General features: G+C 61.8%; 21 protein-coding genes and 1 other RNA gene. 11 read left to right on the top strand and 11 right to left on the bottom strand.

The features are described from left to right. The first annotated feature begins 492 nt into the window (after nt 1-492). Nucleotides 493-1,014 carry a protease adaptor protein RcdA gene (rcdA, locus tag AC1RT6_RS12660; RefSeq protein WP_079448022.1) on the top strand — a complete coding sequence of 174 codons (522 nt, stop codon included), beginning with the start codon at nt 493-495 and terminating at the stop codon, nt 1,012-1,014. A 235-nt stretch (nt 1,015-1,249) separates the two neighbouring features. Here the strand turns inward: rcdA and rpmE are convergent, their stop codons facing one another. After that, entirely contained in the window at nt 1,250-1,477 is a 228-nt protein-coding gene (rpmE, locus tag AC1RT6_RS12655; RefSeq protein ID WP_079448021.1) for a 50S ribosomal protein L31, read from the bottom strand. Between the two features lie 250 nt (nt 1,478-1,727). On the opposite strand from rpmE, the gene AC1RT6_RS12650 reads away from it, so the two are divergent. Then, nucleotides 1,728-3,512: an ABC transporter transmembrane domain-containing protein gene (locus AC1RT6_RS12650; RefSeq protein ID WP_079448126.1), complete on the top strand. Its 1,785-nt coding sequence runs from the start codon at nt 1,728-1,730 to the stop codon at nt 3,510-3,512. A 45-nt stretch (nt 3,513-3,557) separates the two neighbouring features. Here the strand turns inward: AC1RT6_RS12650 and AC1RT6_RS12645 are convergent, their stop codons facing one another. From AC1RT6_RS12645 to AC1RT6_RS12635, 3 genes are read right to left on the bottom strand one after another with little or no spacing between them, the layout of a single operon-like run. Beyond that, entirely contained in the window at nt 3,558-4,019 is a 462-nt protein-coding gene (locus AC1RT6_RS12645) for a GNAT family N-acetyltransferase (protein WP_472790639.1), read from the bottom strand. A 43-nt stretch (nt 4,020-4,062) separates the two neighbouring features. Continuing rightward, nucleotides 4,063-5,091, bottom strand: coding sequence for a peptidoglycan -binding protein (locus AC1RT6_RS12640; protein WP_079448020.1), 1,029 nt, complete (start codon nt 5,089-5,091; stop codon nt 4,063-4,065). Nucleotides 5,092-5,101: 10 nt separating this feature from the next. Then, the gene (locus tag AC1RT6_RS12635) at nt 5,102-6,175 is read right to left on the bottom strand and encodes a flagellar motor protein MotA (RefSeq protein WP_079448019.1); all 1,074 of its coding nucleotides are present in this window, start codon (nt 6,173-6,175) and stop codon (nt 5,102-5,104) included. A 596-nt stretch (nt 6,176-6,771) separates the two neighbouring features. Between AC1RT6_RS12635 and AC1RT6_RS12630 the strand changes: the two genes are divergently transcribed. Together AC1RT6_RS12630 and AC1RT6_RS12625 are read left to right on the top strand one after the other, a co-directional pair. Further along, on the top strand, nt 6,772-7,980 hold the full coding sequence (locus tag AC1RT6_RS12630; protein WP_173816039.1) for an efflux RND transporter periplasmic adaptor subunit: 1,209 nt from the start codon (nt 6,772-6,774) through the stop codon (nt 7,978-7,980). 3 nt (nt 7,981-7,983) lie between these two features. Further along, nucleotides 7,984-11,145, top strand: coding sequence for a multidrug efflux RND transporter permease subunit (locus AC1RT6_RS12625; protein WP_079448017.1), 3,162 nt, complete (start codon nt 7,984-7,986; stop codon nt 11,143-11,145). A gap of 193 nt (nt 11,146-11,338) precedes the next feature. Here the strand turns inward: AC1RT6_RS12625 and AC1RT6_RS12620 are convergent, their stop codons facing one another. The 7 genes from AC1RT6_RS12620 to tkt all read right to left on the bottom strand — a co-directional run bounded on the left by AC1RT6_RS12620 (nt 11,339) and on the right by tkt (nt 19,997). Continuing rightward, nucleotides 11,339-12,130 (bottom strand): inositol monophosphatase family protein, encoded by a 792-nt coding sequence (locus tag AC1RT6_RS12620; protein WP_079448123.1) that lies wholly within the window; start codon nt 12,128-12,130, stop codon nt 11,339-11,341. Between the two features lie 61 nt (nt 12,131-12,191). Continuing rightward, nucleotides 12,192-13,232, bottom strand: a complete 1,041-nt coding sequence (locus AC1RT6_RS12615) for a tetratricopeptide repeat protein (RefSeq protein WP_079448016.1) — start codon at nt 13,230-13,232, stop codon at nt 12,192-12,194. Continuing rightward, the gene (locus tag AC1RT6_RS12610) at nt 13,229-13,924 is read right to left on the bottom strand and encodes a thiamine phosphate synthase (RefSeq protein WP_079448015.1); all 696 of its coding nucleotides are present in this window, start codon (nt 13,922-13,924) and stop codon (nt 13,229-13,231) included. Before AC1RT6_RS12610 ends, AC1RT6_RS12615 begins: the two co-directional genes overlap by 4 nt. 273 nt (nt 13,925-14,197) lie before the next feature. Next, on the bottom strand, nt 14,198-15,229 hold the full coding sequence (locus tag AC1RT6_RS12605) for a class I fructose-bisphosphate aldolase (protein WP_079448122.1): 1,032 nt from the start codon (nt 15,227-15,229) through the stop codon (nt 14,198-14,200). A gap of 118 nt (nt 15,230-15,347) precedes the next feature. Then, nucleotides 15,348-16,544 carry a phosphoglycerate kinase gene (locus tag AC1RT6_RS12600; RefSeq protein ID WP_079448121.1) on the bottom strand — a complete coding sequence of 399 codons (1,197 nt, stop codon included), beginning with the start codon at nt 16,542-16,544 and terminating at the stop codon, nt 15,348-15,350. Nucleotides 16,545-16,681: 137 nt separating this feature from the next. Further along, on the bottom strand, nt 16,682-17,689 hold the full coding sequence (gap, locus tag AC1RT6_RS12595; RefSeq protein WP_079448014.1) for a type I glyceraldehyde-3-phosphate dehydrogenase: 1,008 nt from the start codon (nt 17,687-17,689) through the stop codon (nt 16,682-16,684). Nucleotides 17,690-18,011: 322 nt separating this feature from the next. Continuing rightward, entirely contained in the window at nt 18,012-19,997 is a 1,986-nt protein-coding gene (tkt, locus tag AC1RT6_RS12590) for a transketolase (protein WP_079448013.1), read from the bottom strand. Nucleotides 19,998-20,278: 281 nt separating this feature from the next. On the opposite strand from tkt, the gene AC1RT6_RS12585 reads away from it, so the two are divergent. The 7 genes from AC1RT6_RS12585 (at nt 20,279) to AC1RT6_RS12555 (ending at nt 24,413) form a co-directional block, all read left to right on the top strand. Then, on the top strand, nt 20,279-20,611 hold the full coding sequence (locus AC1RT6_RS12585; protein WP_079448011.1) for a DUF4164 domain-containing protein: 333 nt from the start codon (nt 20,279-20,281) through the stop codon (nt 20,609-20,611). Continuing rightward, the gene (locus AC1RT6_RS12580) at nt 20,608-20,991 is read left to right on the top strand and encodes a cell division protein ZapA (protein WP_079448010.1); all 384 of its coding nucleotides are present in this window, start codon (nt 20,608-20,610) and stop codon (nt 20,989-20,991) included. Before AC1RT6_RS12585 ends, AC1RT6_RS12580 begins: the two co-directional genes overlap by 4 nt. Before the next feature lie 254 nt (nt 20,992-21,245). After that, nucleotides 21,246-21,406, top strand: a non-coding RNA gene (ssrS, locus tag AC1RT6_RS12575) — 6S RNA. A 217-nt stretch (nt 21,407-21,623) separates the two neighbouring features. Beyond that, nucleotides 21,624-22,211: a 5-formyltetrahydrofolate cyclo-ligase gene (locus AC1RT6_RS12570; protein WP_079448009.1), complete on the top strand. Its 588-nt coding sequence runs from the start codon at nt 21,624-21,626 to the stop codon at nt 22,209-22,211. Between the two features lie 2 nt (nt 22,212-22,213). After that, nucleotides 22,214-23,035, top strand: a complete 822-nt coding sequence (locus tag AC1RT6_RS12565; RefSeq protein ID WP_079448008.1) for a TIGR00282 family metallophosphoesterase — start codon at nt 22,214-22,216, stop codon at nt 23,033-23,035. A gap of 164 nt (nt 23,036-23,199) precedes the next feature. Next, the gene (locus AC1RT6_RS12560) at nt 23,200-23,946 is read left to right on the top strand and encodes a YebC/PmpR family DNA-binding transcriptional regulator (protein ID WP_079448007.1); all 747 of its coding nucleotides are present in this window, start codon (nt 23,200-23,202) and stop codon (nt 23,944-23,946) included. Beyond that, a complete protein-coding gene (locus AC1RT6_RS12555; RefSeq protein ID WP_472790631.1) occupies nt 23,943-24,413 on the top strand; it encodes an NUDIX hydrolase in 471 nt (156 codons plus the stop codon). The genes AC1RT6_RS12560 and AC1RT6_RS12555 overlap by 4 nt, the downstream gene beginning before the upstream one ends. Nucleotides 24,414-24,432 lie beyond the last annotated feature (19 nt).

Genomic DNA, 24,432 nt, shown 5'->3' with positions numbered 1-24,432 from the left:
CGGTTCCCCCGGTGCCTGCATGACCGGGGAGAGCCCTGCCCAAACTGCAAACAAAAGCTGAAGAAATTCGTTCGTTTACGATTAATTAAGCTTTCCCGACTATGACTGAAATGTCCTTCATTGGACACCGAGTGGCTTCCTGTCCACTCTGTTTGACGCCTCCCTGTTATCAACTTCAGGCCGCCGGAAACGGCGGCTCTTTTTTTGCCTGCGTCATCTTACTGCGTCATTTTGCTTGGCGTTATCCTCGCAATGTCGCCTTGAATATTAACCCTTATTAATCCTTGCCGATATCTGGCGCTGGACTCCCGCTCCGCGGCGCGCAATGATTTGTTCATCATAAGTCGGCGCGAAGAAGCCGGCAGGCGGCCAAAGGTGTATTCGAAAAATGGATACCGGCCGTCGCGATCAGGGTGTACGTAAGTTATTGATTTAATGAATTTTCTTACGGTAACCGGATTTCACTTGCGGACACTGCGTGAGGCGTGAACCATGTTCGATCCATCGGCAGGCGACAGCGGTCTTGTCCAGTTCAGCGAACATCTCGCCGGCTCTTCCGTATTCACCGCCTTGTTCCGGGAAGGCATGGATCTGGTCGAGGAAACCGCTGCCTATCTCGATGGTGATGGCCGCACCGAGGCGAAATCGCTCGAACGTTCAGTCAGCCTGACCTACGCCACCGAAAGCATGAGGCTGACCACTCGGTTGATGCAACTCGCTTCGTGGCTCTTGCTGCATCGCGCCGTGAAGGAAGGCGAGATGACGCTGGCACAGGCCAATCGCGAAAAGACCAGGGTCAAGCTGTCGGCGGCGGATCCCGGTGCGCAGGACATGATCGCAAAATTGCCGTGGCAGTTGCAGGATCTGATCGAGCGGTCGATGAATTTGCAGGCGCGGGTACGGCGCCTCGATACCACCATCCATGCGCCGCCTGTAGAGCATGGGACGGCCGGTAATCCGCTGGTGTCGCAACTCGACCGTCTCAGGGAAGCATTCGAGCGCCAGACCGGCTAACCCTACCGAGAAAGTCGCAACGGGATGGTCTCGGCCGTCGTGCCGCATGTTTTTTGAAGGCGTAGCGCGACGAGAGCGCTTCACCTCTTGATGGAACGCGATCATTTCCGATGTCATGCGAGCCGGCGGGCCGGCCAACCGATAAAAGACCCGCTAAGCGGGTCTCCTCAGAACGTCCGGATTGTTCCGGCATGATGCGCCTCGCAATGACGCGATCTCGGATTGAGTTTTAAACTCAGTCCTTCTTGAGGAAGCCCGAGAATTTTTTCTGGAACCGGGAGACGCGGCCGCCGCGGTCGAGAATCTGTTGGGAACCGCCGGTCCATGCTGGATGCGACTTGGAATCGATGTCGAGGTTCAGCGTATCGCCGTCCTTGCCCCAGGTGGAACGGGTCAGGTACTCTGTTCCGTCGGTCATCACGACCTTAATTGTATGATAATCCGGGTGAATTTCGGCTTTCATGACGTGTCCTTGCAGGGCGGATGGTTTTGGGCGGATTTGGTCCGCTCTATATCGCACCAAGGTTTGACGGACAAGCGCGCCTGTGCATTTGCCAGCGTGCGCGGGGGGGCATATTAGGTTGCCTTATCAGCAATAGCGTGGTCAGGCGATGAGTCCGGTAGAAGTGCGTGAAAATACCTCGAAATCCGCGGCCGTCACTCTGCCGCTCGACGGTCCCTCAAAGGCCGGACCCGAGCCGGTCGCACCTGTCATGGCGGATCAGGCCTCGCCGCCGGACGCCGGCGCACGCGGCGGCACTCGGTTGCGCCCGCTTCTCGCGCTCTTGCCTTATATCGCCCGCTACCGCGGTCGGGCGCTGCTTGCGCTTGTCGCCTTGGTCGTCGCCGCGCTGACGACGCTGGTCGTGCCGCTCGCAGTGCGCCGGATCATCGACTTCGGCTTCACGTCCGAAGGCGTCGCGATGATCAACAGCTACTTCACCATGATGATCGGTGTTGTCGCCGTCCTCGCCGGCGCCAGCGCGGCGCGTTATTTTTTGGTGACCACCACCGGCGAGCGCATCGTCTCCGATCTGAGGCGCGACGTGTTCGCCCACCTGATCTCGCTGTCGCCGGTGTTTTTCGACACCGCCCGCAGCGGCGAACTGGTCTCGCGGCTGACGGCCGATACAACCCAGATCAAGTCCGCGGTCGGTTCCTCGATATCGGTCGCGTTACGCAACGTCGTGCTGTTCCTCGGCGCGGCCTCGATGATGGTGATCACCAGCCCGCGCCTGTCCGGCCTGGTGCTGGCGGCTATCCCGCTGATCGTCCTGCCGCTGGTCGCATTCGGACGCTGGGTGCGCCGCCTGTCGCGGAGCGCGCAGGATAATCTCGCGGAAGCCACGGCCTATGCCTCCGAACTGGTCGGCGGAATCAGGACGGTGCAGGCCTATACCAACGAGCGGCTCGCCGATGTCCGTTTCGGCGGCGAAGTCGAGCAGGCCTATCTGGCGGCGCGCAATTCGGCGCGCGCCCGTGCCGTGCTGACCGCGATCATCATCTTCATCGTTTTCACCAGCGTGGTCCTGATCCTCTGGATCGGTTCGCGCGACGTGCTGAGTGGCGACATGACGCCGGGCCGTCTCGGCCAGTTTGTGCTGTATGCCGCGTTCGCCGCGACCGGTCTCGGCCAGCTCAGTGAAGTCTGGGGCGAGGTTGCCGCCGCCTCCGGTGCGGCCGAGCGCCTCTTCGAGTTGCTTCGCGTCAAGCCAGTGATCGCGGCGCCGCCATCACCGCGCGCTCTGCCGGCGCCGGCGCGCGGCGATGTCACGCTGGACAACGTCAGCTTCGCATATCCGTCGCGCCCGCAGGTCAAGGTGCTGGACGGTGTCTCGCTGGCCGTGAAGGCCGGTGAGAAGGTTGCCATCGTCGGCCCGTCAGGCGCAGGAAAAAGTACAATATTTCACCTGCTGCTGCGGTTCTACGATCCCGCCGCCGGCACCATCTCGTTCGATGGCGTTCCGCTGCGCACCGCCGATCCACGCGAGGTTCGTGCCCGCATCGCGCTGGTGCCGCAGGAATCGGTGATCTTTGCCGCGTCCGCCCGCGAGAATATCCGCTTCGGTCGGCCGGATGCGTCCGATGCCGAGGTCGAGCGTGCCGCCGAGCTGGCCCATGCCACGGAGTTCATCTGCCGGTTGCCCGGTGGCTTCGAGGCGCTGCTCGGCGAACGCGGCGTGACGCTGTCCGGCGGACAACGCCAGCGTATCGCCATCGCCCGCGCAATCCTGCGCGACGCGCCTCTCTTGCTGCTGGATGAGGCGACGTCGTCGCTCGACGCCGAATCGGAGACTTTGGTGCAGACCGCGCTGGAAGAACTGATGAAGCACCGCACCACGCTGGTGATCGCGCATCGTCTCGCTACCGTGCTGTCATGCGACCGGATCATGGTCATGGATCAGGGACGGATCGTGGAGCAGGGCACGCACGCCTCGCTGGTCGCCGCCAATGGACTGTATGCGCGCCTGGCGCGGCTGCAGTTCGAGGGTGTGTGACGCAATGCTGCGTCATGCCCGGCCACGGCGACTCAAATACGGGCGTCACGGTTTCCATTCCATACGGTTGACCAGCCGTCCCGACGTTGGATTGACATCGTCGCCCGCGTGGACGAATCCGTTGCGCGCGTAGAAGCGGATGGCGCGGCCGTTGTCGGAGTTGACCAGCAACGTAATTCCCGCCGGCGATAGCCGTTTCGTCTCGTCCATCAGGGCGTTTGCAATATCGCCGCCCCAGTGCTCGGGTGCGACCACGAGCTGGTCGAGATAGCCCGCCGCATCGATGGTGATGAAACCTGCCAGCTCTCCGGATTGTTCGGCAACAATGATTTCGGCGTTGGGTACAAGCTCGTTGCGCCAGCGTTCGCGCCACCACGGCACGCGTGCCGCGAGATCGATCGCGGGGTAGGTTTGTTGCCACGTCGCCTGCCACAAAGCGATCGTGGCGTCTTCGTCGGCTGGCGCGTAGGGTCTGAGTTTGAACGACTCGGTTTCTTGTTTGGGCATGATTTCCCCGACAACCGGAGTTCCACCTTTCGGGATCATACTCTTACCGCTCGGTGAGCTTCAGTTCAATACGGCGGTTGCGCTTGAAGGCGTCTTCCGTCGCGCCGGGATCGAGCGGCTGGAACTCGCCGAAGCCCGCAGCGACCAGGCGTTGCGGCGGCACGCCGAGCGATACCAGATACTGCACCACCGAGATCGCGCGCGCCGCCGACAAGTCCCAGTTCGACTTGAAGACCGGGCTATTGATGGGCCTGACGTCGGTGTGGCCGTCCACGCGCAGCACCCAGGCGATCTCGCTTGGGATCTGTTTGTCGAGATCGGTCAGCGCGCCGGCAACCTTATCGAGTTCGGATTTTCCTTCCGGCAGAAGCGTCGCCTGCGCAGTATCGAAAAAGACCTCTGACTGGAAAACAAAACGGTCGCCGACAATTCGAATATCAGGCCGGTTACCGAGAATGGCGCGCAAGCGTCCAAAAAATTCCGAGCGGTAGCGAGACAGCTCCTGCACTCGCTTTGCCAGTGCGACGTTCAGCCGTTGGCCGAGATCAGCGATGCGGTTCTGCGACTCTTTGTCTTTTTTCTCGGAGACGTCGAGTGCGTTCTCCAGCGCCGCCAGTTGTCGGCGCAGCGCGCTGATCTGTTGTGTCAGCACCTCGACCTGCGCCAGCGCGCGAGCCGAAAGCTGCTTTTCGGAATCCAGCGCCTTGTTCAATTGGCTGTTGCGGCCCGCGGCATCGTTACCCGCGCCGGCGAGGCCCTCATAAAGTCCCTTGATCCGATCGCGCTCGGCTTCGGCCGATACGAGACCCGCACGCAACTGGCTGACCTCGTCGCCGAGGCTGACCTTGCCGAGCTTTTCCAGCGACAGCAGATCGGTCAATTGAGCGATCCTGGCATTGAGTTGCTCCAGTGCCTTGTCCTTGCCCGAGACTTCCTGCGACAGGAAGAACTGCACCACCAGAAACACAGACAGCAGGAAAACGATCGCGAGCACCAGCGTCGAGAGGGCATCAACGAATCCTGGCCAGTAGTTGAATCCGCTCTCGTTCCGGCGCCCGCGTGCTAGGGCCATGATGTTTCTCTTAAGATTGTGCCCCTCCCTCCGCGGAGGAAGGCGCCGGCCGCGAAGCAGCGGTCGGGGTAAACGGGACGGTCAGTTGGTCGTCATCCGGCGGCTGTGCGAGGTACTGAAGCAGCTTTTTGATCTCGCGGTTTTGCTCGCCCTGTTCGTCCGCCCATTCGCGAACCAACTGCTGTTCGGTCCGCATATGGCTGACGAGCCCCTGAATGGCTTCTGCAAGACTCGCCATTGCGGAGGTGGTCTCATGGCCGGATCCCGTCTTCTCGACGGTGACGCGAAGCCGTTCAATCGCAGCTTTTATTTCGGCGGCCGGATCAGCCCGGGCCTCGCCGCTATATTCGCGAACGGTGGTAGCGAGCCAGTCCTCAAGGTCGGTATAGAAGCGGTTCTGCGCTTGACTGGATTGCAGATCGAGAAAGCCGAGAATCAGCGATCCGGCGAGGCCGAACAGCGACGACGAAAACGAAATGCCCATGCCGCCGAGCGGCGCAGCGAGACCTTCTTTCAGCGTCTCGAACATGGACCCGGTGTCGCCGCCGATCTTCAGGCCGTCTATCACCTTGCCGACGGAGCCGACAGTTTCGATCAAGCCCCAGAACGTGCCGAGCAGGCCCAGGAAGACCAACAGACCCATCATGTAGCGGGAGATGTCGCGGGCTTCGTCGAGCCGGGTGGCGATGGAATCGAGCAGATGCCGCATCGTCTGCTGGGAGATCGACATCCGCCCGGTGCGTTCGCCGCCGAGAATCGCGGCCATCGGAGCCAGCAGTCGCGGCCTCCGGTCAGTGGCCCGGCCCGGATTGGCGACGCGGAAATTGTTGACCCATGCGACTTCCGGATAGAGTCGGATCACCTGCCGGAATGCAAAAACGATTCCGATCGTCAGCACGCCTACGATCAGCGCGTTGAGACTGGGGTTGGCGAAGAAGGCGGAAACGGTCTGCTTGTAAAGAACGATCAGTACCAGCGCGCACAGCACAATGAACACGACCATGCGCACCAGAAATATCCGGGGCGGCGCTAGCTTGGTCGGTTCGATCTCCGGTGCGGAGCGGGGAGCGGTGCCTTGCGCCATGAGCGAACTTGCTTAACCCATCAAGGAGAGGCGAGGAAGTCGAGACAAGCCGCATTATGGCACGGTGTCGCCGGCAAAAAATAGCTCTTCCAACTATTTTGTCGTCGCTGTTTTGCAGCACCAAGAGCTTTCAATCGTTGCGTTTCTTTTGTGTCGAAGACGTCGTGCAGACTACTGTGAGGCTTAGACGCGCGTCGCGGTTTCAACTGTGCGGACCGACCCGACTCGATGAGATAGCCTTCGTTATCTCGCGGCTCGTCTGTCTCGTGCCGAAAGACATTGCTGCTCTGGTCAATCTTTGTGCTTCGCCTCGTGGCGATCAAACGACACGCTCGGAACGCACGCGCGTTACCATTTTCTTTCAATTCGAATGGAACCTGATCACGACTGTTTGAATCCGAGAAATCGGAGTGATCTCAAACCGATAGTGTCATGTGACATTGCGCCGCCAACGAATCTTATTGCGTCGCAGTCGTTCTCGTCTAACCTGCTTCAGGGGATATTGATACGGATTCGCGCATCAGGCTGCGAAGCATAGCGCTTCGCGGGCGGCGGATTCGTATTTCACTTTGCGAATACGAGGTTTCCAAGTTCCAATGCCAAGATTCAATTCACGTCTGACGTTGGTGGCTATTTTGCTCGCCGGACTGTCGCCGCTCCTTGGCGGCTGTGATGAGCCCGCTACGGCCGAAGCTTCGGTGAAAGCGGTTATCCCCGAAGTCAGCGTCGTCACGGTGGTTCCGAAACCGCATGCGATCGTTCGCGAACTGCCGGGCCGCATCTCGCCGTTACGGGTTGCAGAAGTACGCCCACGGGTTTCCGGCATTATTACCAAGCGGCTGTTTCAGCAGGGCAGCGAAGTGAAGGCGGGCGCCTCGCTGTATCAGATCGATCCGGAGCCGTTCGCGGTCGAAGTGCAGGCCGCGGAGGCGTCGCTGGCAAAGGCTAATGCCGTATTCGAGCAGGCATCGCATCATGCGAGGCGTATCGAGAAACTGACCGCCCGCCATGCCACCTCAGAGGCCGAAAACGAGAGGGCGATCGCTAACATGCGTCAGGCAGCGGCGGATGTCGCTGGCCGCAAGGCGGACTTGGCGCGAGCACGGCTCCATCTTGATTACACCACCATTCGTGCGCCGATCGACGGCGTGGTCGGCGCGGCTCAGGTGACGGAGGGTGCGCTTGTTATTCAGAACGATGCGGCAAGCCTCGCGACCGTGCAGCAACTCGACACGATTTATGCCGACTTCACCCAGTCAGTGTCGGAGCTAAATAATCTGCGTCGTGCATTCGAGACCGGCGAACTGGAGCGCATCGCACCGGGCGCTGCAAAGGTCCGCCTCGTGCTCGACGATGGAACGCTCTACCCGGTGCCCGGAAAGTTCCTGTTTTCTGAAGCTAAGGTCGATGCCTCGACCGGTCAGGTGACGCTGCGCGGCGAATTTACGAATCCGAAGCGCGAGTTGCTGCCAGGCATGTACGTTCGCGTGCTGCTGGAGCAGGGCGTCGACAGCGATGCCATCGCCGTTCCGCAACAGGCGGTGCAACGCGACGCCAGCGGCGGCAGCGAGGTCTATGTCGTCAGAGACGACGGTCGCGTCATCGTGCGTCCGATCCGGACGGCTGCCGTCCAACACGGTCACTCCATGGTGAGCCACGGGCTGAAGGCGGGCGACCGTGTTGTGGTGGAAGGCTTCCAGAAGTTCACGGCGGGCGACAAGGTCAGCGCCGTGATGTGGACGGAAGCCGATGCTTCGCGGGAGACCGGAGCGCTGGCGGGCGAGACAGCGTCCGCGCGGCGGTAACGCATGCCGGCTTTCTTCATCGACCGGCCGATCTTCGCGTGGGTCGTCGCGCTGTTCATCTGTTTGATCGGCACGATTTCGATTCCATTCCTGGGCATCGCGCAGTATCCGATCATCGCGCCGCCTTCGATCTCGGTCGCGACCGTGTATCCCGGCGCCTCGCCGGAGAACCTTTATAACAGCGTCACGCGCCTGATCGAGGAACAGCTCAACGGCGCGACGGGCATCCTCAATTTCGAATCCACCAGTGATTCTCTGGGGCAGGTTGAGATCACCGCGTTCTTTGTTCCCGGCACCTCCACGGCTCTCGCGTCGGTGGACGTGCAGAATCGCATCAAGCGCATCGAGGCTCGCTTGCCCGCGGCCGTGCTGAAGGAAGGCATCCTGGTCCAGGAAGCCTCGAGCGCGGTGTTGCAGATCATCACGCTGCGTTCGACAGACGGCAGTCTGGATGAGGTCGGCCTCGGCGATTTTATGACCCGTAACATCATCGGGGAAATCCGGCGTATCCCTGGCGTCGGCCGGGCCACACTGTTCTCCACCGAACGCTCGTTGCGAGTCTGGCTCGATCCAGAAAAGCTCGTTGGCTACGATCTGACGTCGGAAGACGTTACCAAGGCGATTGCGGCGCAGAACGCGCAGGTGGCTTCGGGCAGCGTCGGTGGACCGCCGAGCCGGGACGGGCAGAAAACTGCGGCGCTGGTATTGGTCAAGGGGCAACTCACCACGCCCGAGGAATTCGGCTCCATTTTGCTGCGCGCCAACCGCGACGGCTCCGCCGTACGCCTGCGCGACGTGGCGCGGGTCGAGGTTGGCGGCATGGATTACCGATTCACCACTCGCCTCAACGGCAAGCCGACCGCGGGTCTTTCGGTGCTGCTCGCGCCGGGCGCCAACGCGCTTGCCACCGCGAGCGCGGTGGAAGCCAAGATGAAGGAACTTTCGAAGTTCTTTCCGGCGAATATCGCCTACGGTATCCCTTACAACATCACGCCCGTGGTGGAAGCCTCGATCGAAAAGGTCGTGCATACGCTGATCGAGGCGGTGGTGCTGGTGTTTCTCGTGATGTTTCTGTTCCTGCAGAACATCCGTTACACGATCATCCCGATCATCGTGGTGCCGGTAGCGCTGCTCGGCACCTGTTCGGTGCTGCTAATCGCCGGCTATTCCATCAACATGCTGACAATGTTCGGCATGGTGCTGGCGATCGGCATTCTGGTCGACGACGCCATCGTCGTGGTGGAGAATGTCGAGCGCATCATGGCGGAGGAGGGACTGCCGCCCAAGGAAGCGGCGCGTAAGGCGATGTCGCAGATCACGAGCGCCATCATCGGCATCACGCTGGTGCTGATGGCGGTGTTCGTGCCGATGGCGTTCTTTCCGGGCTCTGTCGGCATCATCTACAGGCAGTTCTCCGTCACAGTGGTTTCCGCGATCGCCTTCTCTGCTCTGATGGCGCTGTCGCTGTCGCCGGCGCTGTGCGCCACGCTGCTCAAGCCCGTAGAGGCCGGACACGCCCACGCCCGCAGAGGCTTGTTCGGCTGGTTCAATCGCGCGCTGGAGAGCGTGCGTGGCCGCTATGTCTCGACGGTCGGCTGGTCGCTGAGGCGAACCGGACGCCTGATGCTGATTTACGCCGTTCTGGTCGGTGCTCTGGTCTGGGCTTTCGTTCGATTGCCCGCCGGCTTTCTGCCGGTGGACGATCAGGGCTTCATCACGACCGACGTGCAGACGCCGGCGGATTCGTCCCACGGGCGCACCGAAACGGCTGTGGAGGCGGTCGAAAAATACCTGGCCAAACGGCCGGGGATTCAGGATGTCACTTTTCTGACCGGTTTTGCCTATTCGGGGCAGGGCATGAACACGGCGCAGGCGTTTATTACCCTGAAGGACTGGTCGGAGCGGCCTGAGAAAGATTCAGCCGCCAATATCGTCGCTGATGCCAATCGCGATCTGTTGTCGCTACGCGACGCCAAGATCACCGCGCTGCAGCCGCCGCCGATCGACAACCTCGGCAATTCTTCGGGTTTTAGCTTCCGTTTGCAGGATCGCGGCCAAAAAGGCTACCCGGCGTTGTTGCAGGCGACCGCTCAGCTGATCGCCGAGGCCAATGCCAGTCCGATCCTGCAGAATGTCTATGTCGAGGGTTTGCCGTCGGCGGGGCAGGTCAATCTCACGATCGATCGCGAGAAGGCCAGCGCCCTGGGAGTTACGTTCGAGGATATCAACGATACCATGTCGACCAATCTCGGCTCGACCTATGTCAACGACTTCCCCAACCGCGGGCGGATGCAGCGCGTGATCGTGCAATCGGATCGCGACGGCCGCACCACGGCGCAAGACATCCTCAACTACAACGTCAAGAACAGCAGTGGGGGGCTGGTTCCGTTCTCCTCCTTCTCCTCCATCGAATGGTCGAAGGGGCCGACACAGGTCGTCGGCTTCAACTACTATCCGTCAATGCGCATCACCGGAGAGGCGCGGGCGGGCTTCACCTCCGGCGATGCGATCGCCGAGATGGAACGGCTGGCTGATCGTCTTCCGCGCGGCTTTGGCTATGAATGGACCGGTCAGTCGTTGCAGGAAAAGTTGTCGGGATCACAGGCGCCGTTCCTGCTCGCGCTCTCGGCGCTAGTGGTGTTCCTCTGCCTGGCTGCGCTTTATGAAAGCTGGACCATTCCGCTCGCAGTGTTGCTGACGGTGCCGCTCGGGATCTGCGGCGCGGTGCTGGCGGCGACAACGCGCGGGCTTGCCAACGACGTCTATTTCACCGTCGGACTCGTCACCATCATCGGCCTAGCGGCCAAGGACGCTATCCTTATCGTCGAATTCGCCAAGGATTTGCGCGCGCAGGGCAAGCCGCTCATCGAAGCCACGATGGAGGCGTGCGCGCTGCGCTTCCGCCCGATTTTGATGACCGGCCTTGCATTCGTCTCCGGCGTGCTGCCGATGGTCGTTGCAAGCGGTGCAGGCGGAGCGAGCCAGCAGGCGCTCGGCACCAGCGTGATGGGCGGCATGATCGCGGTGGTGGTGCTGGCGCTCTTGATGGTGCCGGTGTTTTTCGTCGTCGTGATGCGCATACTCGGGCGCGACAAGAGCGGATTGGAGCCGGTGGGCGAGCCGGAAATCCACGGGCCGCCGGCACCGCTGCATCCAGCGGAATAACCAGCGGAGTTTCCGTGCGTCACGACAGCGGTGAAAGACTCTGAAGCTTCCAGCGGGTGCGGTATGCGTGAGATATTTCCATCGTCGCGCTAACAATCGTCAGCCATGACCATTGTCCTCGCTGACTCAGTTTTTGTAGCGCAGGCGTCAGAACCGCTTTGCGTCGAGCAAACGCCTTCATTGGCCTGGGCCATTATCCCAGCGGCTTGAGGATTTTTACGAGTTCGGCGTGGACGAACTCGTTGCCGCAGATCACATCACCGGTCGCGAGCGGATCGTCATCGCCCTGGATGCCGCTGACGATGCCGCCGGCCTCGCGCACGATGATCTGTCCGCCCGCAATATCCCACGGCTGCAGGTTGCGCTCCCAGTAGCCGTCGATGCGTCCCGCCGCGACAAAGACGAGATCGAGCGAGGCCGCGCCGAAACGCCGCAGGCCCGCCACCTTCGGCTGCAGGGCGGCCATCTCCCGTCGCGACAATTCATGGTCACCGCGTCCGATATGCGGCAGGCCGCAGGCGATAACGCAGTCGTTCATCTGGCGGCGCCCCGACACGCGCAGCCGCTGATCGTTGAGAAAGGCACCCTTGCCGCGCTCCGCGGTGTAGAGCTCGTCATTGGCGGGATTGTAAACGAGGCCGGCAATCAGCACGCCGTCACGCTGCAGGCCGATCGAGACTCCGAAATGCGGAATGCCGTGCAGGAAGTTGGTGGTGCCGTCGAGCGGATCGACGATCCAGGTGTGGCTCTTGTCCGTGCCCTCGCGGTTGCCGCCTTCTTCGCCGAAAAAGCCGTAGCCGGGACGTGCCTTGCTGAGCTCCTCATACAGGATGTCCTCCGCCCGCTTGTCCGCGAGACTCACGAAGTTCGCAGGTCCCTTCAGTGACACCTGAAGATTCTCGATCTCGCCGAGATCGCGTTTCAGGCTCCGGCCGGCGCGGCGCGCAGCCTTGACCATGACGTTCATGAGAGCGGATTGCAGCATGATTGAGCTCAGGTGGATGATGAGGTCTGGGTGCCCTGCGGGAAGGTTCCCGTCAAGCGGTTCATTGGATTCCAAGCCATTTACGGGCGGCGCTCTCCGCCTTGGCGCGTTCTTCGGGCGTTGCCTGCGCCATCGCTTCGTCGAGCATCAGATCGCCCTTGCCGGCGGTCTTCGCCACGATGTGCCATTTCAGGCCTTCGATCTTGTTTGTTGGCACGCCCATGTCCGTGACGAGAACCCGGGCGAGGCGATTTTGAGCGATCGCGCTGTTTTGCCTGGCGGCTTTGCGCAGCAGCGATACCGCGGCGGCCTCGTTCTTCTCGGTGCCGCTGCCGTTGAACAGCGCGATCGCATACTCGACTTCGGCATCGACGTTGCCGGCGAGCGAGGCCGCCTGCAACAGCCGCACTGACTTGTAGAGATTCTTTTCGAGGCCGTTGCCCTCCTTGTAGAAGGTCGCCAGCGCATATTGCGCCTCCGGGGTGCCGGCGTCGGCTGCGGATCGCAGCAGTTCGGCGGCGCGCTTGAAGTCCTGCGGCAGCGTTTGCCCGTCCATGTAGAGAAGGGCCAGGTTGTAGGCGGCTTTGGGCTGGCCTAGCTTGGCGGACGAAGCCAGCCATTTTACAGCGCTCGCCCTGTCGGGCGGTCCGCCGCGTCCGCTGATGCGAAGCATCGCGAGTGCGAACATTGCTTCGCGATCCCCCAGATCGGCCGCACGCTGGTGCCACTCGATTGCCTTGCCGTAGTCGCGCTTGACCCCGAGCCCATTGGCGTAGAGCTCGCCGAGCATGGTCATGGCGGCGGGAGCCTTGTTTTCCTGTGCCTGTTTCAATGCGAGATCAAACGCGGTCTTGTAGAGACCGCGCTGATAGGCGCCGTAGACCAGATCCGCATTCGGGTCGTCAGGGGCTTGTGCGCTCGCCTTGTTGTCCGGTTCGGGCCTGGCTGGTGGCGTTGGCGGGACCGACTTGATGGTCTTCGTCTTCACGTTCTTGCTGGCGGATGGGGGGGCGGCCGTCGGCGCTGACTGGAGCTGCGCCAGGGCGCTTTCCCCGAGCATGAGAATGCTGGCGACGATGACAACAGGACGCAGGAAGGTCATCCGGCGTCCCCATTAGGATGGTCCGCACGTTGCGCGCTTCCTTGCGATCCGAAACCTTGGCAGATTGCGGTTGCGACATCCGTGAGCGCCAGCGCCGCGCCGCGGGGGTCGTTCCAGACGATGTCGTCGACCAGCACGAAATCCGCACCCGATGCTGCGAAAACCTGTGCTTCATTGAGGTTCGCGGCGTGGGCGACGCAGGGCGGCTCGAACAGTTCGGCCCACCATGTCAACCGATCAGCAATCGCTTCCGCGGACGGCCGATCACCGGTCTTATCCGGCTCGCCGAACAGCACGTAGTCGGCGCCGGTCTCGCCAGCGACCATGGCGTCATGGCGTGTCGACAAGCCGCCAACGCCGACGATGCGGTCGGGTTTTAGTGGCGGCATTGCCTCCTGCAGCGCCTCGATACCGGTAAAATGTGCGCCGTCGGCGCCGGACCGCGCGACCAGATCGGCGTGACCATCGAGCAAAAGCGCAGCGCCGCTATTCTGGATCAACGGCGCGAGAACCTTGATGCGCGACATCATTGTGCGTGGATCGGAGGGCGCGAGCCGCATCAGCACTGCGGCGACATCCGCGGACGCCAGCGCGTCGGCCAGTGGCGTCATGATCCTTGCCGGATCGTCAATCTCCGGCGTCGCCAGATAAAGACGCGGCGCGGGCCGGAGGGGGGCTGATTTCGCGAGCATCGGAGGGCCTCAGGTAGCCGGACAGGTGAAAGTGAGCGGCTCAATGTCAGGACATTTTCGTCGAATTTAGCGTGAGCAGCAGGGGAAAGTTTTAGCGGCGTTCGACCTGCTGGTAGATCACGTTCATCATTCGGATCGATCTGATCCAAAATCATCGCGATATCAGGGCGCAGCACCTTCTCCGCGCCCGTGATTCAGGCATCGACCCTCAAAAACAGTTGCGGCGTCGTACCGCAAGGGCAAATCATGGACAGGCGCTTGGGCGGTAATCCCTCACGCAGCTTTCTCCTCGAGGTCGGCTCTCCACTCTCCTTTGCTTGCGAGCGAATTCATCCGCGCCCGGTGGATGAGAGCCCGTTGCCCGGCTGCGACGTTCTCGGACTTGCCGGACCACGCCTTCTGCGGCGCCGCCTGTAACGCGCGGCCGTAGGAGAAGGTGAGCCTCCACGGCAGGTTGTCTATCCGATTCATGGCATCGAGATGGGCTGTGGCCTCCTCGTCGGACTGTCCGCCGGACAGAAACGCGATACCGGGGACGGCGGCCGGCACGCAGGCCTTCAGCATGCGCACCGTCCTTTCCGCGACCTCTTCGACCGATGCATTTTTCCCGCTCTTTTTGCCCGGGACCGCCATATTTGGCTTCAAAATCATACCTTCCAGCGCGACGCGCTGCTTGCGCAATTCCTGGAACGTCACGTTGAGCACGCGCGTCGTGACCTCAAAGCAGCGATCGATGTCGTGATCGCCGTCCATCAACACTTCCGGTTCGACGATAGGTACGATTTGGGCAGCCTGGCACAGCGCGGCGTAGCGCCCCAGGGCATGAGCATTGACGCCGATCGCCGTCATGCTCGGGATACGACCCGCCGTGTTGATGTCGATCACCGCGCGCCATTTCGCGAAGCGTGCACCCTGAGCGTAGTATTTTTTCAGCCGCTCCGCGAGCCGGTCCAGTCCAACGGTCACGAGTTCGCCGGGACATGCGGGTAAGGGTTGCGTTCCTTCATCGACCTTGATGCCGGGAATGGCGCCGGCCTGCTCGATCAGTTTGATCAGCGGCGTGCCGTCCTTCGCGTTCTGCCAGATCGTTTCGTCATAAAGGATAACGCCGGAGATGTATTTCGTCATGGCGTCGGCGGCGCGGAACATCATCTCGCGATAGTCGCGCCGGCTTTCATCGGTGGATGTCACGCCGATGGCGTTGAACCGTTTGGTGATGGTGGGAGACGATTCGTCGGCGGCAAGAATGCCCTTGCCCGGCGCGACCATGGCCTGCGCCACTTCGTTGAGGTCAGCGAGATTCATCAGCGGCTCCTCCTGCATACCTCATCCGACTTCCGATAAGGTCGGAACTTGAGGATCATGCAGGCATGAGAGTTGCGGTTTTCTGACACCGCAACTCATTTTGCCGCGAGGAGCAGCGTCATTTTGCCCTTAGCACCTCAACGCCGGGCAGCGGCTTGCCTTCCATCCACTCCAGGAACGCGCCGCCGGCCGTTGAAACATAGGTGAAGTCACCGGCTACGCCAGCCTGGTTCAACGCCGCGACTGTATCGCCGCCGCCTGCGACCGACACCAGCTTTCCAGTCTTGGTGCGGGCTGCCGCGTGTTTTGCCGCGACGACGGTGCCATGATCGAAAGGGGTCAGTTCGAACGCGCCGAGCGGGCCGTTCCAGACCAGCGTTGCGGCGTCGTCGATGGCCGAATGAACGCGCTCCACCGACTGCGGTCCAACATCGAGAATCATCCCCTCCGCAGGAATAGCGTCGAGCCCGTAGGCTTGGGACGGCGCGTTGGCAGCGAAATGGAATGCCACGGTCGCATCCACCGGCAGGATGATGGCGCAGTTGGCGGCCTCGGCTTTTTCCATAATGCGTAGCGCGGTCGCCGCGAGATCTTTTTCCGCCAGCGATTTGCCGATGTTGATGCCCTGCGCGTGCAGGAAGGTGTTGGCCATGCCGCCGCCGATCACCAGCGCATCGACCTTGCTGACGAGGTTTTCCAGGAGGTCGATTTTGGTCGAGACCTTTGCGCCGCCGATCACGGCGATGACGGGTTTGGTCGGTGCTTCGAGCGCTTTGTTGAGCGCTTCAAGCTCGGCCTGCATGGTGCGTCCGGCATAACCCGGCAGCTTGTGGCCGAGACCTTCGGTCGAGACGTGGGCGCGATGCGCGGCTGAGAAGGCGTCGTTGACCCAGATATCGCCGAGCTTGGCGAGTTCGGCGACGAACTCCGGATCGTTCTTTTCCTCTTCCTTGTGGAAGCGGGTATTTTCCAGGCACAGGATGTCGCCATCCTTCATCGCGGCGATCGCCTGTTGTGCCGGTTCGCCGACGCAGTCGTCGGCGAACGCGACCGGTTTGCCGAGTACTTTGGCAAGTTCCGCCGCGACCGGCCGCAACGAGTTTTTGGGATCGGGACCCTTGGGCCGGCCGAAATGCGCCAGCAGGATCGCTTTGCCACCCTTGTCCGCTATTTCCGTGATCGTCGGCGCCACCCGTTCCAACCGCGTGGCGTCGGTAACGCGCCCCTGCTCCATGGGGACGTTGAGGTCGACGCGCAGCAGGACGCGCTTTCCTCTAACGTCAACGTCATCGAGGGTGCGGAAGGATTTTGTCATGGTCTGGATGTCCCGAACATGGTGCCGCGTCAACGGTGCGCCGCAAACCGGGACCGCCACGCAGGAAAAGTTGCGGTATGAATGGCGCCGGTTCCGCATCGCGGCGCGTGCGCCGCGATGCGCCCGGACACGTGGTCTCAGATCAGCTTCGCCATTGCTACGGCGGTGTCAGTCATGCGGTTGGAGAAGCCCCATTCATTATCGTACCACGACAACACGCGCACCAGCGTGCCGTTCTGCACTTTGGTCTGGTCGATGTGGAGCGTCGAGGAGTGCGAATCGTGGTTGAAGTCGCTCGAGACATTGGGCTGGTCCGTGGTGCCGAGGATGCCCTTCAGCTCCTGTGATGCAGCCCGCTTCATCGCCTCGTTGATTTCGTTGGTGGTGGTCTCCTTCTTGGCGATCACCTTGAGATCGACCACCGAGACGTTCGGCGTCGGTACGCGGATCGCGACGCCGTCAAGCTTGCCCTTCAACTCGGGCAACACCAGGCCGATCGCCCTCGCGGCGCCGGTCGAGGTCGGGACCATCGAGAGAGCCGCGGCGCGGCCGCGATAGAGATCCTTGTGCATGGTGTCGAGCGTCGGCTGGTCGCCGGTATAGGCGTGGATCGTGGTCATGAACCCGGTTTCGATGCCGACCAGATCGTTGAGGACCTTCGCCACCGGAGCGAGACAGTTGGTGGTGCAGGAACCGTTCGAAACGACCAGATGGTCCTTCGTCAGCTTGTCGTGGTTGACGCCGTAGACCACGGTCATGTCGGCGCCTTCGGCCGGAGCCGATACCAGCACGCGCTTGGCGCCGGCGGTGAGATGTGCGGAGGCTTTTTCTTTCGCGGTGAAGAGGCCTGTGCACTCCATCGCGATGTCGATGCCGAGTTCCTTCCAGGGCAGTTTCGATGGATCACGCTCGGCGATCACCTTGATCTTTTTCTTGCCGATCACGATGCTGTCGCCTTCGACCTTCACCTCGAAAGGGAAGCGGCCGTGCACCGAGTCGAAGCGCAACAGGTGCGCGTTGGTTTCCACCGGGCCGAGATCGTTGATGGCGACGATCTCGATTTCGTCGCGGCCGGCCTCGTAAACGGCGCGCAAAACATTGCGGCCAATGCGGCCAAACCCGTTGATTGCGACCCGGACTGCCATATCTTCATTCTCCTTCAAATGGGTGACGTTCCCTGCGCGCAACCACATTTTGCGCGCGCAGCGTCAACGCCTTTTCGCCCGGTTCTGCCAGGCCGTGACCATTGGTAATGTCTAGCGGTCCGATTTTAACATTCGAATGCCCATTTCAGCGAGCATCTTCCCGAATGTTGAAATCACAGAGACCGCCAGCAAATGTAAGTTGCCAGCGGAATTTTGGATTCTCCATTCGCATCCAGGGCCCATGATTGGCCGAGCAGCGAATGGCCAAATCCATTCCACGGTTTTTAGCTAGCGCCTTTTTGATATTGAGGCAATCTCAACCTCAACCAAGGCGCGTCTCCACCGCTTTGACCACGGCTTCGGCGGTAATGCCGAAATGCTTGTAGAGGTCCTTGGCAGGAGCGCTGTGACCGAAACTGTGCATGCCGACGAAAAGTCCGTCCGCCCCGATCACAGCATCCCACCCGAAGCGCACAGCCGCTTCCACGGCGATCTTGACAGGCGCCTTGCCAATAATCGCCTGCCGGCGATCCTCGGGCTGCTCGAGCAATAGCTCGAGCGAGGGTACCGAAACCACCCGCGACGCGATGCCGCGCTGGGACAGTTGCTGTTGTGCGGCGACGGCGATCTCAACTTCGGATCCGGTCGCGAAAATCGACACCTTCGCCTCGCCATTGGCCGCGACCAGCTCATAGGCACCGTGCGCGCAGCGATTGTCCGCATGCGCGGTCTTACGCACCGGCGTGAGGTTCTGGCGGGACAGCGCCAGAACCGTCGGTCCCTTTGGCCGCTCCAGAGCGAGCTGCCAACACTCGGCGGTCTCGACCGCATCGGCGGGGCGGAACACGCGCATGTTTGGCATCGCGCGCAAGCTTGCCAGATGCTCGACCGGCTGATGGGTCGGGCCATCCTCGCCAAGTCCGATCGAGTCGTGCGTCATGATGTAGATCGTGGGAATATGCGCCAGCGCCGAAATGCGCATCGCCGGGCGGGCATAGTCGGCGAAGCACATGAAGGTGCCGCCGGCCGGGGCATATCCGCCATGCAGGGCGATGCCATTCATGGCCGCGGCCATGCCGAGTTCGCGGATGCCGTAGTGGATGTAGCGGCCATCGTAGTGGCCAGGCTGCACTTCTTTTAGACCCTTGGTGCGGGTGTTGTTGGACGGCGTGAGGTCGGCGGAGCCGAGCAGCAGTTCCGGCACCGCCGGAACCAGCACCTCGAGCGCCAATTCGCTGGCTTTGCGGGTGGCGACCGTCGGCGGCTCGGCGACCAGTTTGTCCTTGAGCTTGCGGATCACCTCGGCGAGGTTTTGAGACGGCTTGCGGTCAATGACGCGGCGCTTGAATTCGTCTCGCTCCGCCTCTGGCCGGGCTGCGAATCGCGCGCGCCACTCCTTGTTGTGCCGCTTGCCCTTGCGTCCAGCGCTTCGCCAGACCTTGAGGACATCGTCGGGAATTTCGAAGGGGCCGTAATCCCAGCCGAGGGCTTTCTTCGCGCCTGCGAGTTCTTCCGCGCCGAGCGCTTCGCCGTGCGCCTTGGACGTGCCGGCCCTGGTGGGGGCGCCGAAACCGATAATGGTCTTGCAGGCGATCAGCGACGGTTTGTCGGATTTTTGCGCCCGGCGGATTGCGGCGGCGATCGCCTTCTGATCGTGGCCGTCGATCCGTTTTGCGTCCCAGCCGCACGCCTTGAAACGCGCCACCTGATCGACGTCGTCGGCCAGCGAGATCGGGCCGTCAATGGTGATGCCGTTATCATCGTAAAGGAAGATCAGCTTGTTGAGCTTGAGGTGACCAGCCAGCGCGATCGCCTCATGGCTGATGCCTTCCATCAGATCGCCGTCGGAGCACAGCACATAGGTGTAGTGGTCGACCACTTCACTGCTGAACTCCGCGGCCAGCAGGCGCTCCGCCAGCGCAAAGCCGACCGAGGTGGCGACGCCCTGGCCGAGCGGGCCGGTGGTGGTTTCGACGCCGTCGGTGATGAAGTTCTCGGGATGGCCCGGCGTCTTGGAGTTGAGCTGCCGGAAATTCTTGAGCTGATCGAGCGTCATGTCCTTGTTGCCCGTCAGGTACAACAACGCATAAAGCAGCATCGAACCGTGGCCGGCGGAGAGGATGAAGCGGTCGCGGTCCGGCCAGTGCGGATCGGCGGCGTCGTATTTCAGGAACTTGGTGAACAGCACCGTGGCGACGTCGGCCATGCCCATCGGCAGGCCGGGATGGCCCGATTTTGCTTTTTCTACACCATCCATCGCGAGCGCGCGGATTGCATTTGCCATACGGGAGGAATCGACGGTCGGCATGGGAGATATCCGATCCTGATAGGGAGGAGGGCTGACGGTTTGCATGGGAATCCGATGGTGTCCAAGGGGGTAAAAACTAGCTTGCCGGGGGCATAGCACCTGCGTCGGCGGAGTCCAAGGGGCGGGAGGCCCTCCTTAGGGCGAGAATGTTTTGCGGTGCATAGTTTTGCAGCGGCGTTGCGTTGGCCTCGTCCGCCACGTAAATTTCGGTCCCTAAGGGCTTGCCGAGCCGCACCTTTGTAGTCTGGCCGGCAGTTGGCCCAAAGGCGCGCAGGACGAACATGAACGACCAACCGGCCAATCGTTCCGGCAGTGCTGAACCGGCCAATAGTGGCGGAACCGATATCGACGCTGCAACCCGGCGACTGACGGCCGCGCTTGATGCGCTGGAGAGAGCGGTGGAGCGACGGCGCGATGCCGACCGCAATGAGGACGAGCTAGCGAGCCGTATTCAGGCTTTGGGTGCGGATCGTTCGCGCCTTGCGGATGAGCTCGACGGATCGCTGGTGCGCACCCGCAAGCTCGAGCGCACCAATCGCGAGATCGCCGAAAAGCTCGACGCGGCGATCGGCACTATCAAGTCCGTGCTCGAGGCGGCGGGAGAGAAGCCATGAGCCACGTCAACGTGACGATCAATAGCCGCCAGTACCGGATGGCCTGCGAGGATGGCCAGGAAGACCGGTTGCTGAAGCTTGCAGGCGATCTGGAAAGCCGTATCGGCCAATTGCGCGGCAAGTTCGGCGAGATCGGCGACCAGCGGCTCGAGGTCATGGCAGCGCTGGTAACCTCCGACGAACTGCTGGATGCGCAACAGCGCATCCGGGCGCTGGAGGAAGAGCTCAAGGCATTGCGCGATGTGCGCGCTGCGGCCGCCGAGCGCGCACGCGCTACGCAGACAGCGGTTGTCGCCGCGCTGAACATGGCGGCCCACCGCATCGAGAAGACCACGCAGATGTTAAACCGCACCGTCGGCGGCGGCATCGCCATCGGGTAAGTATTCGAATGACAGGCTTTGATTGATCGCAATTATGAGATGCCTGCCCAATGGAACGCGCACGCACATATGCAGTGGGCAGAGCCTGAGTTATCCTGAATCTGGATCGGTTTGCGATATTGGAAGTATCTCGCTTCAACACTGATCTGGTCGAGGTGTGCGCGTTTCTAGATCTTTTACAGCAACCATGAAAGTTCGTGCCTGATAGCGTGTCGCACTGGCGCTCGCTGCTCATCGTAGATACATTCCGCAATGCGAGGCTGCGTCGCGCGTCAGGAGCCATACATCCCCGGGGCCTTATCGATCCTTAAGGGAACTGTCCCTGGCCGGGTCCGTGGACCCGGACATATGGTGCCCACCTACTTTCGTAGGGAACTCCGGGATCGAGCGCTCCAACGGCGATTGCGGCTTCGCGCTTCCCTTTGCGCTATTCGATTGTTATGCCCGCCATAGCAGTCGCAGACTTTGTAAATTTGTCCGCATTGCCGGGTTTCTAGTTTCATGTCGCTCGCTTTGAACTGTTAGCGGCTCTGCTTCTGACGGGACCAGAAGCTAGGCTCCGTGATTTTTGTCTTGACGCTTTCGTCGAACGAACCGGGCCCCTTTGCTAAAAAACGCTATAAACATTCTGCATGTCGATTTCCTCTGACGCTCCACCCAAGAACGAATTGCGCGCCGCCGCACTGGCTCGTCGCGATGCGTTGGATCCACAGCAGCGCGCCGGTGCGGCGGTCGCGATGGCGGCACGGATGCCGCCCCTCGATATAACGTCATCAACAGTCGTCGCCGGCTACGCGCCGATCCGCAGCGAGATTGATCCCGTGCCGCTGATGCAGAGCCTCGCCAGGCAGGGCGCGGCGCTTGCGATGCCGGCAATCTCACGGCCTGACGCCGCGCTGGCGTTCCGCGCGTGGAAGCAAGGCGCGGCGCTGGTGCCCGGCGCGTTCGGGATTTCCGAGCCGTCCGCCACTGCGGCCGAGGTCGTCCCGGATATCGTGCTGGTTCCGCTCGTCGCGTTCGACCGCGCCGGCCATCGTATCGGCTATGGCGCCGGCTATTACGACCGCACGCTTGAGGCTCTGCGGCGACATAAGACCCTTGTCGCGATCGGTCTTGCTTTTACGGTGCAGGAGATACCGCAGGTGCCGGCACTGCCCCACGACGTCCGGCTCGATTATGTGCTAACCGAAACCGATCTGTTCGATTTCCGGAGTTTATAAGGTTGCGGATTCTTTTTATCGGCGACGTCGTCGGCAAGACCGGGCGCACCGCGGTCAACGAACACCTGCCGGTGATCATTGCCGCATGGAAGCTCGATCTTGTCGTCGTCAACGGCGAGAATGCGGCCGGCGGTTTCGGTATCACGGAGACGATCTACCAGGAATTTCTCGACGCCGGTGCCGACGCTGTCACCCTCGGCAATCACGCATGGAATCAGAAAGAGGCGCTGGTATTCATCGAGCGGGCGCCGCGGCTCATTCGTCCGCTGAATTTCCCGCGTCATACGCCAGGACGCGGCGCAATGCTGATCGACACCAAGGATGGCCGCCGCGCGCTTGTCATCAATGCCATGGCGCGCATCTTCATGGAGCCGTTCAACGATCCCTTCCGTGCTATCGATCGTGAGTTAGATGCCTGTCCGCTGCGCGAGGCGGTGGACGCGATCGTCGTGGATTTCCACGGCGAAGCGACCAGCGAAAAGCAAAGCATGGGTTTCTTCTGCGACGGCCGTGTCAGCCTCGTGGTGGGAACGCATACCCATGTGCCAACGGCGGATCATCGCATCCTTTCCGGCGGCACCGCCTATATGAGCGATGCCGGCATGACCGGCGATTATGACTCCGTGATCGGGATGCAGAGGGAGGAGCCGCTGCGCCGCTTCACCACCGGCATTTCGAGCGCCCGGTTCGAGCCGGCGGGCGGCGTCGCCACCTTGAGCGGCGTCGCGGTCGAGACCGACGACGCGACGGGGCTCGCGCTCAGAATCGCGCCGGTGCGGCTCGGCGGACGGCTCGAGCAGGCAGAGCCGTCGTTCTGGACGTGATCCGCTGAAGGATTCTGATTCGATGACATGGCCGCACCGCACATTGCCGAGCGGGTCTTTGATTCGGCGCGAACCCGTCTTATAACGCCGCGCCGCTTCCACCTTTGCAGAGGCCGCCCGGTGCCGCCGCCGGGCCTGCCCCGGATTTGAGAGAGACCCTGCCGATGGCCGGACATTCCCAATTCAAGAACATCATGCACCGAAAGGGCAGGCAGGATGCCCAAAAGTCGAAACTGTTCAGCAAGCTCGCGCGCGAAATCACGGTGGCGGCCAAACTGGGGGCGCCCGATCCGGCGATGAATGCACGGCTGCGCGCTGCCATGATCGCGGCGCGGGCAGAAAATATGCCCAAGGACAACATCGAGCGCGCCATCAAGAAGGCCAGCGGCAACGATGCCGAGAGCTATGACGAACTGCGTTACGAAGGCTACGGCCCCGGCGGCGTGGCGGTTATCATGGAAGTGCTGACAGACAATCGCAACCGCGCCGCCTCCGACATCCGTTCGTATTTCACGAAGGCCGGCGGCAATCTCGGTGAAACCGGCTCGGTGTCGTTTATGTTCGACCGGCTTGGCGTTATTGAATACGACGCGGGCAAGGCCTCGGCCGACGACATGCTGGAAGCTGCCATTGAAGCCGGCGCCGACGACGTGGTGTCGGGCGAGGGCGGCCACGAAATCTATGCCTCGCAGGACACCTTCCGCGAGGCCGCCAAGGCGCTGGAAGCCAGGTTCGGCGAGGCGCGCAAGGTCGCCTTGATCTGGAAGCCGCAGAACACCGTTGCCGTCGATGACGACACCGGTGAGAAATTGCTCAAGCTGATCGACCTCCTGAACGAGCACGACGACGTGCAGAACGTCTATGCCAACTTTGAGGTGTCGGACGCTCTGATGGCGAAGCTGGGGGGGTGAGCGCGGTCTCGCATGGCTCCCTGCGTCTGCGCCCCGCGGCGCGGCTGCTGTTGCTCGGCCCCGACGAGCGCTTGCTGCTGTTTCGTTTCGCCCATAAGGACAGCGCGTCGGCGGACAGAAGCTTTTGGGCGCCCCCGGGGGGCGCTGTCGACGATGGCGAAACCTTCGAACAGGCAGCGATCAGGGAGTTATGGGAGGAGACCGGCCTGTGTGTCGCCAGCGTCGGATCGGAAATCGCGCAGCGCCAATTCGTTCTCGAACTCATCGGCGGCGAGCGTGTAATGGCCGACGAGCGGTTCTTTCTGGTGAGAACCGGCTATCATGCCGTGTCCAGCGGGGCGTGGACCGAGCTTGAACGCGAGGTGATGGCGGAATATCGCTGGTGGTCGCGCGCCGAACTCGCGAGGCCTACCGAACAGGTCTTCCCGGAGGATATTCTGGACATGCTTGCGACGGCGGCTTCTTGAGGCGCGCGCCTTGCCGTCG

The sequence above is a fragment of the Nitrobacter sp. MLSD-S21 genome, assembly GCF_058809865.1.
This window is presented reverse-complemented; position numbering and strand designations above follow the sequence as displayed.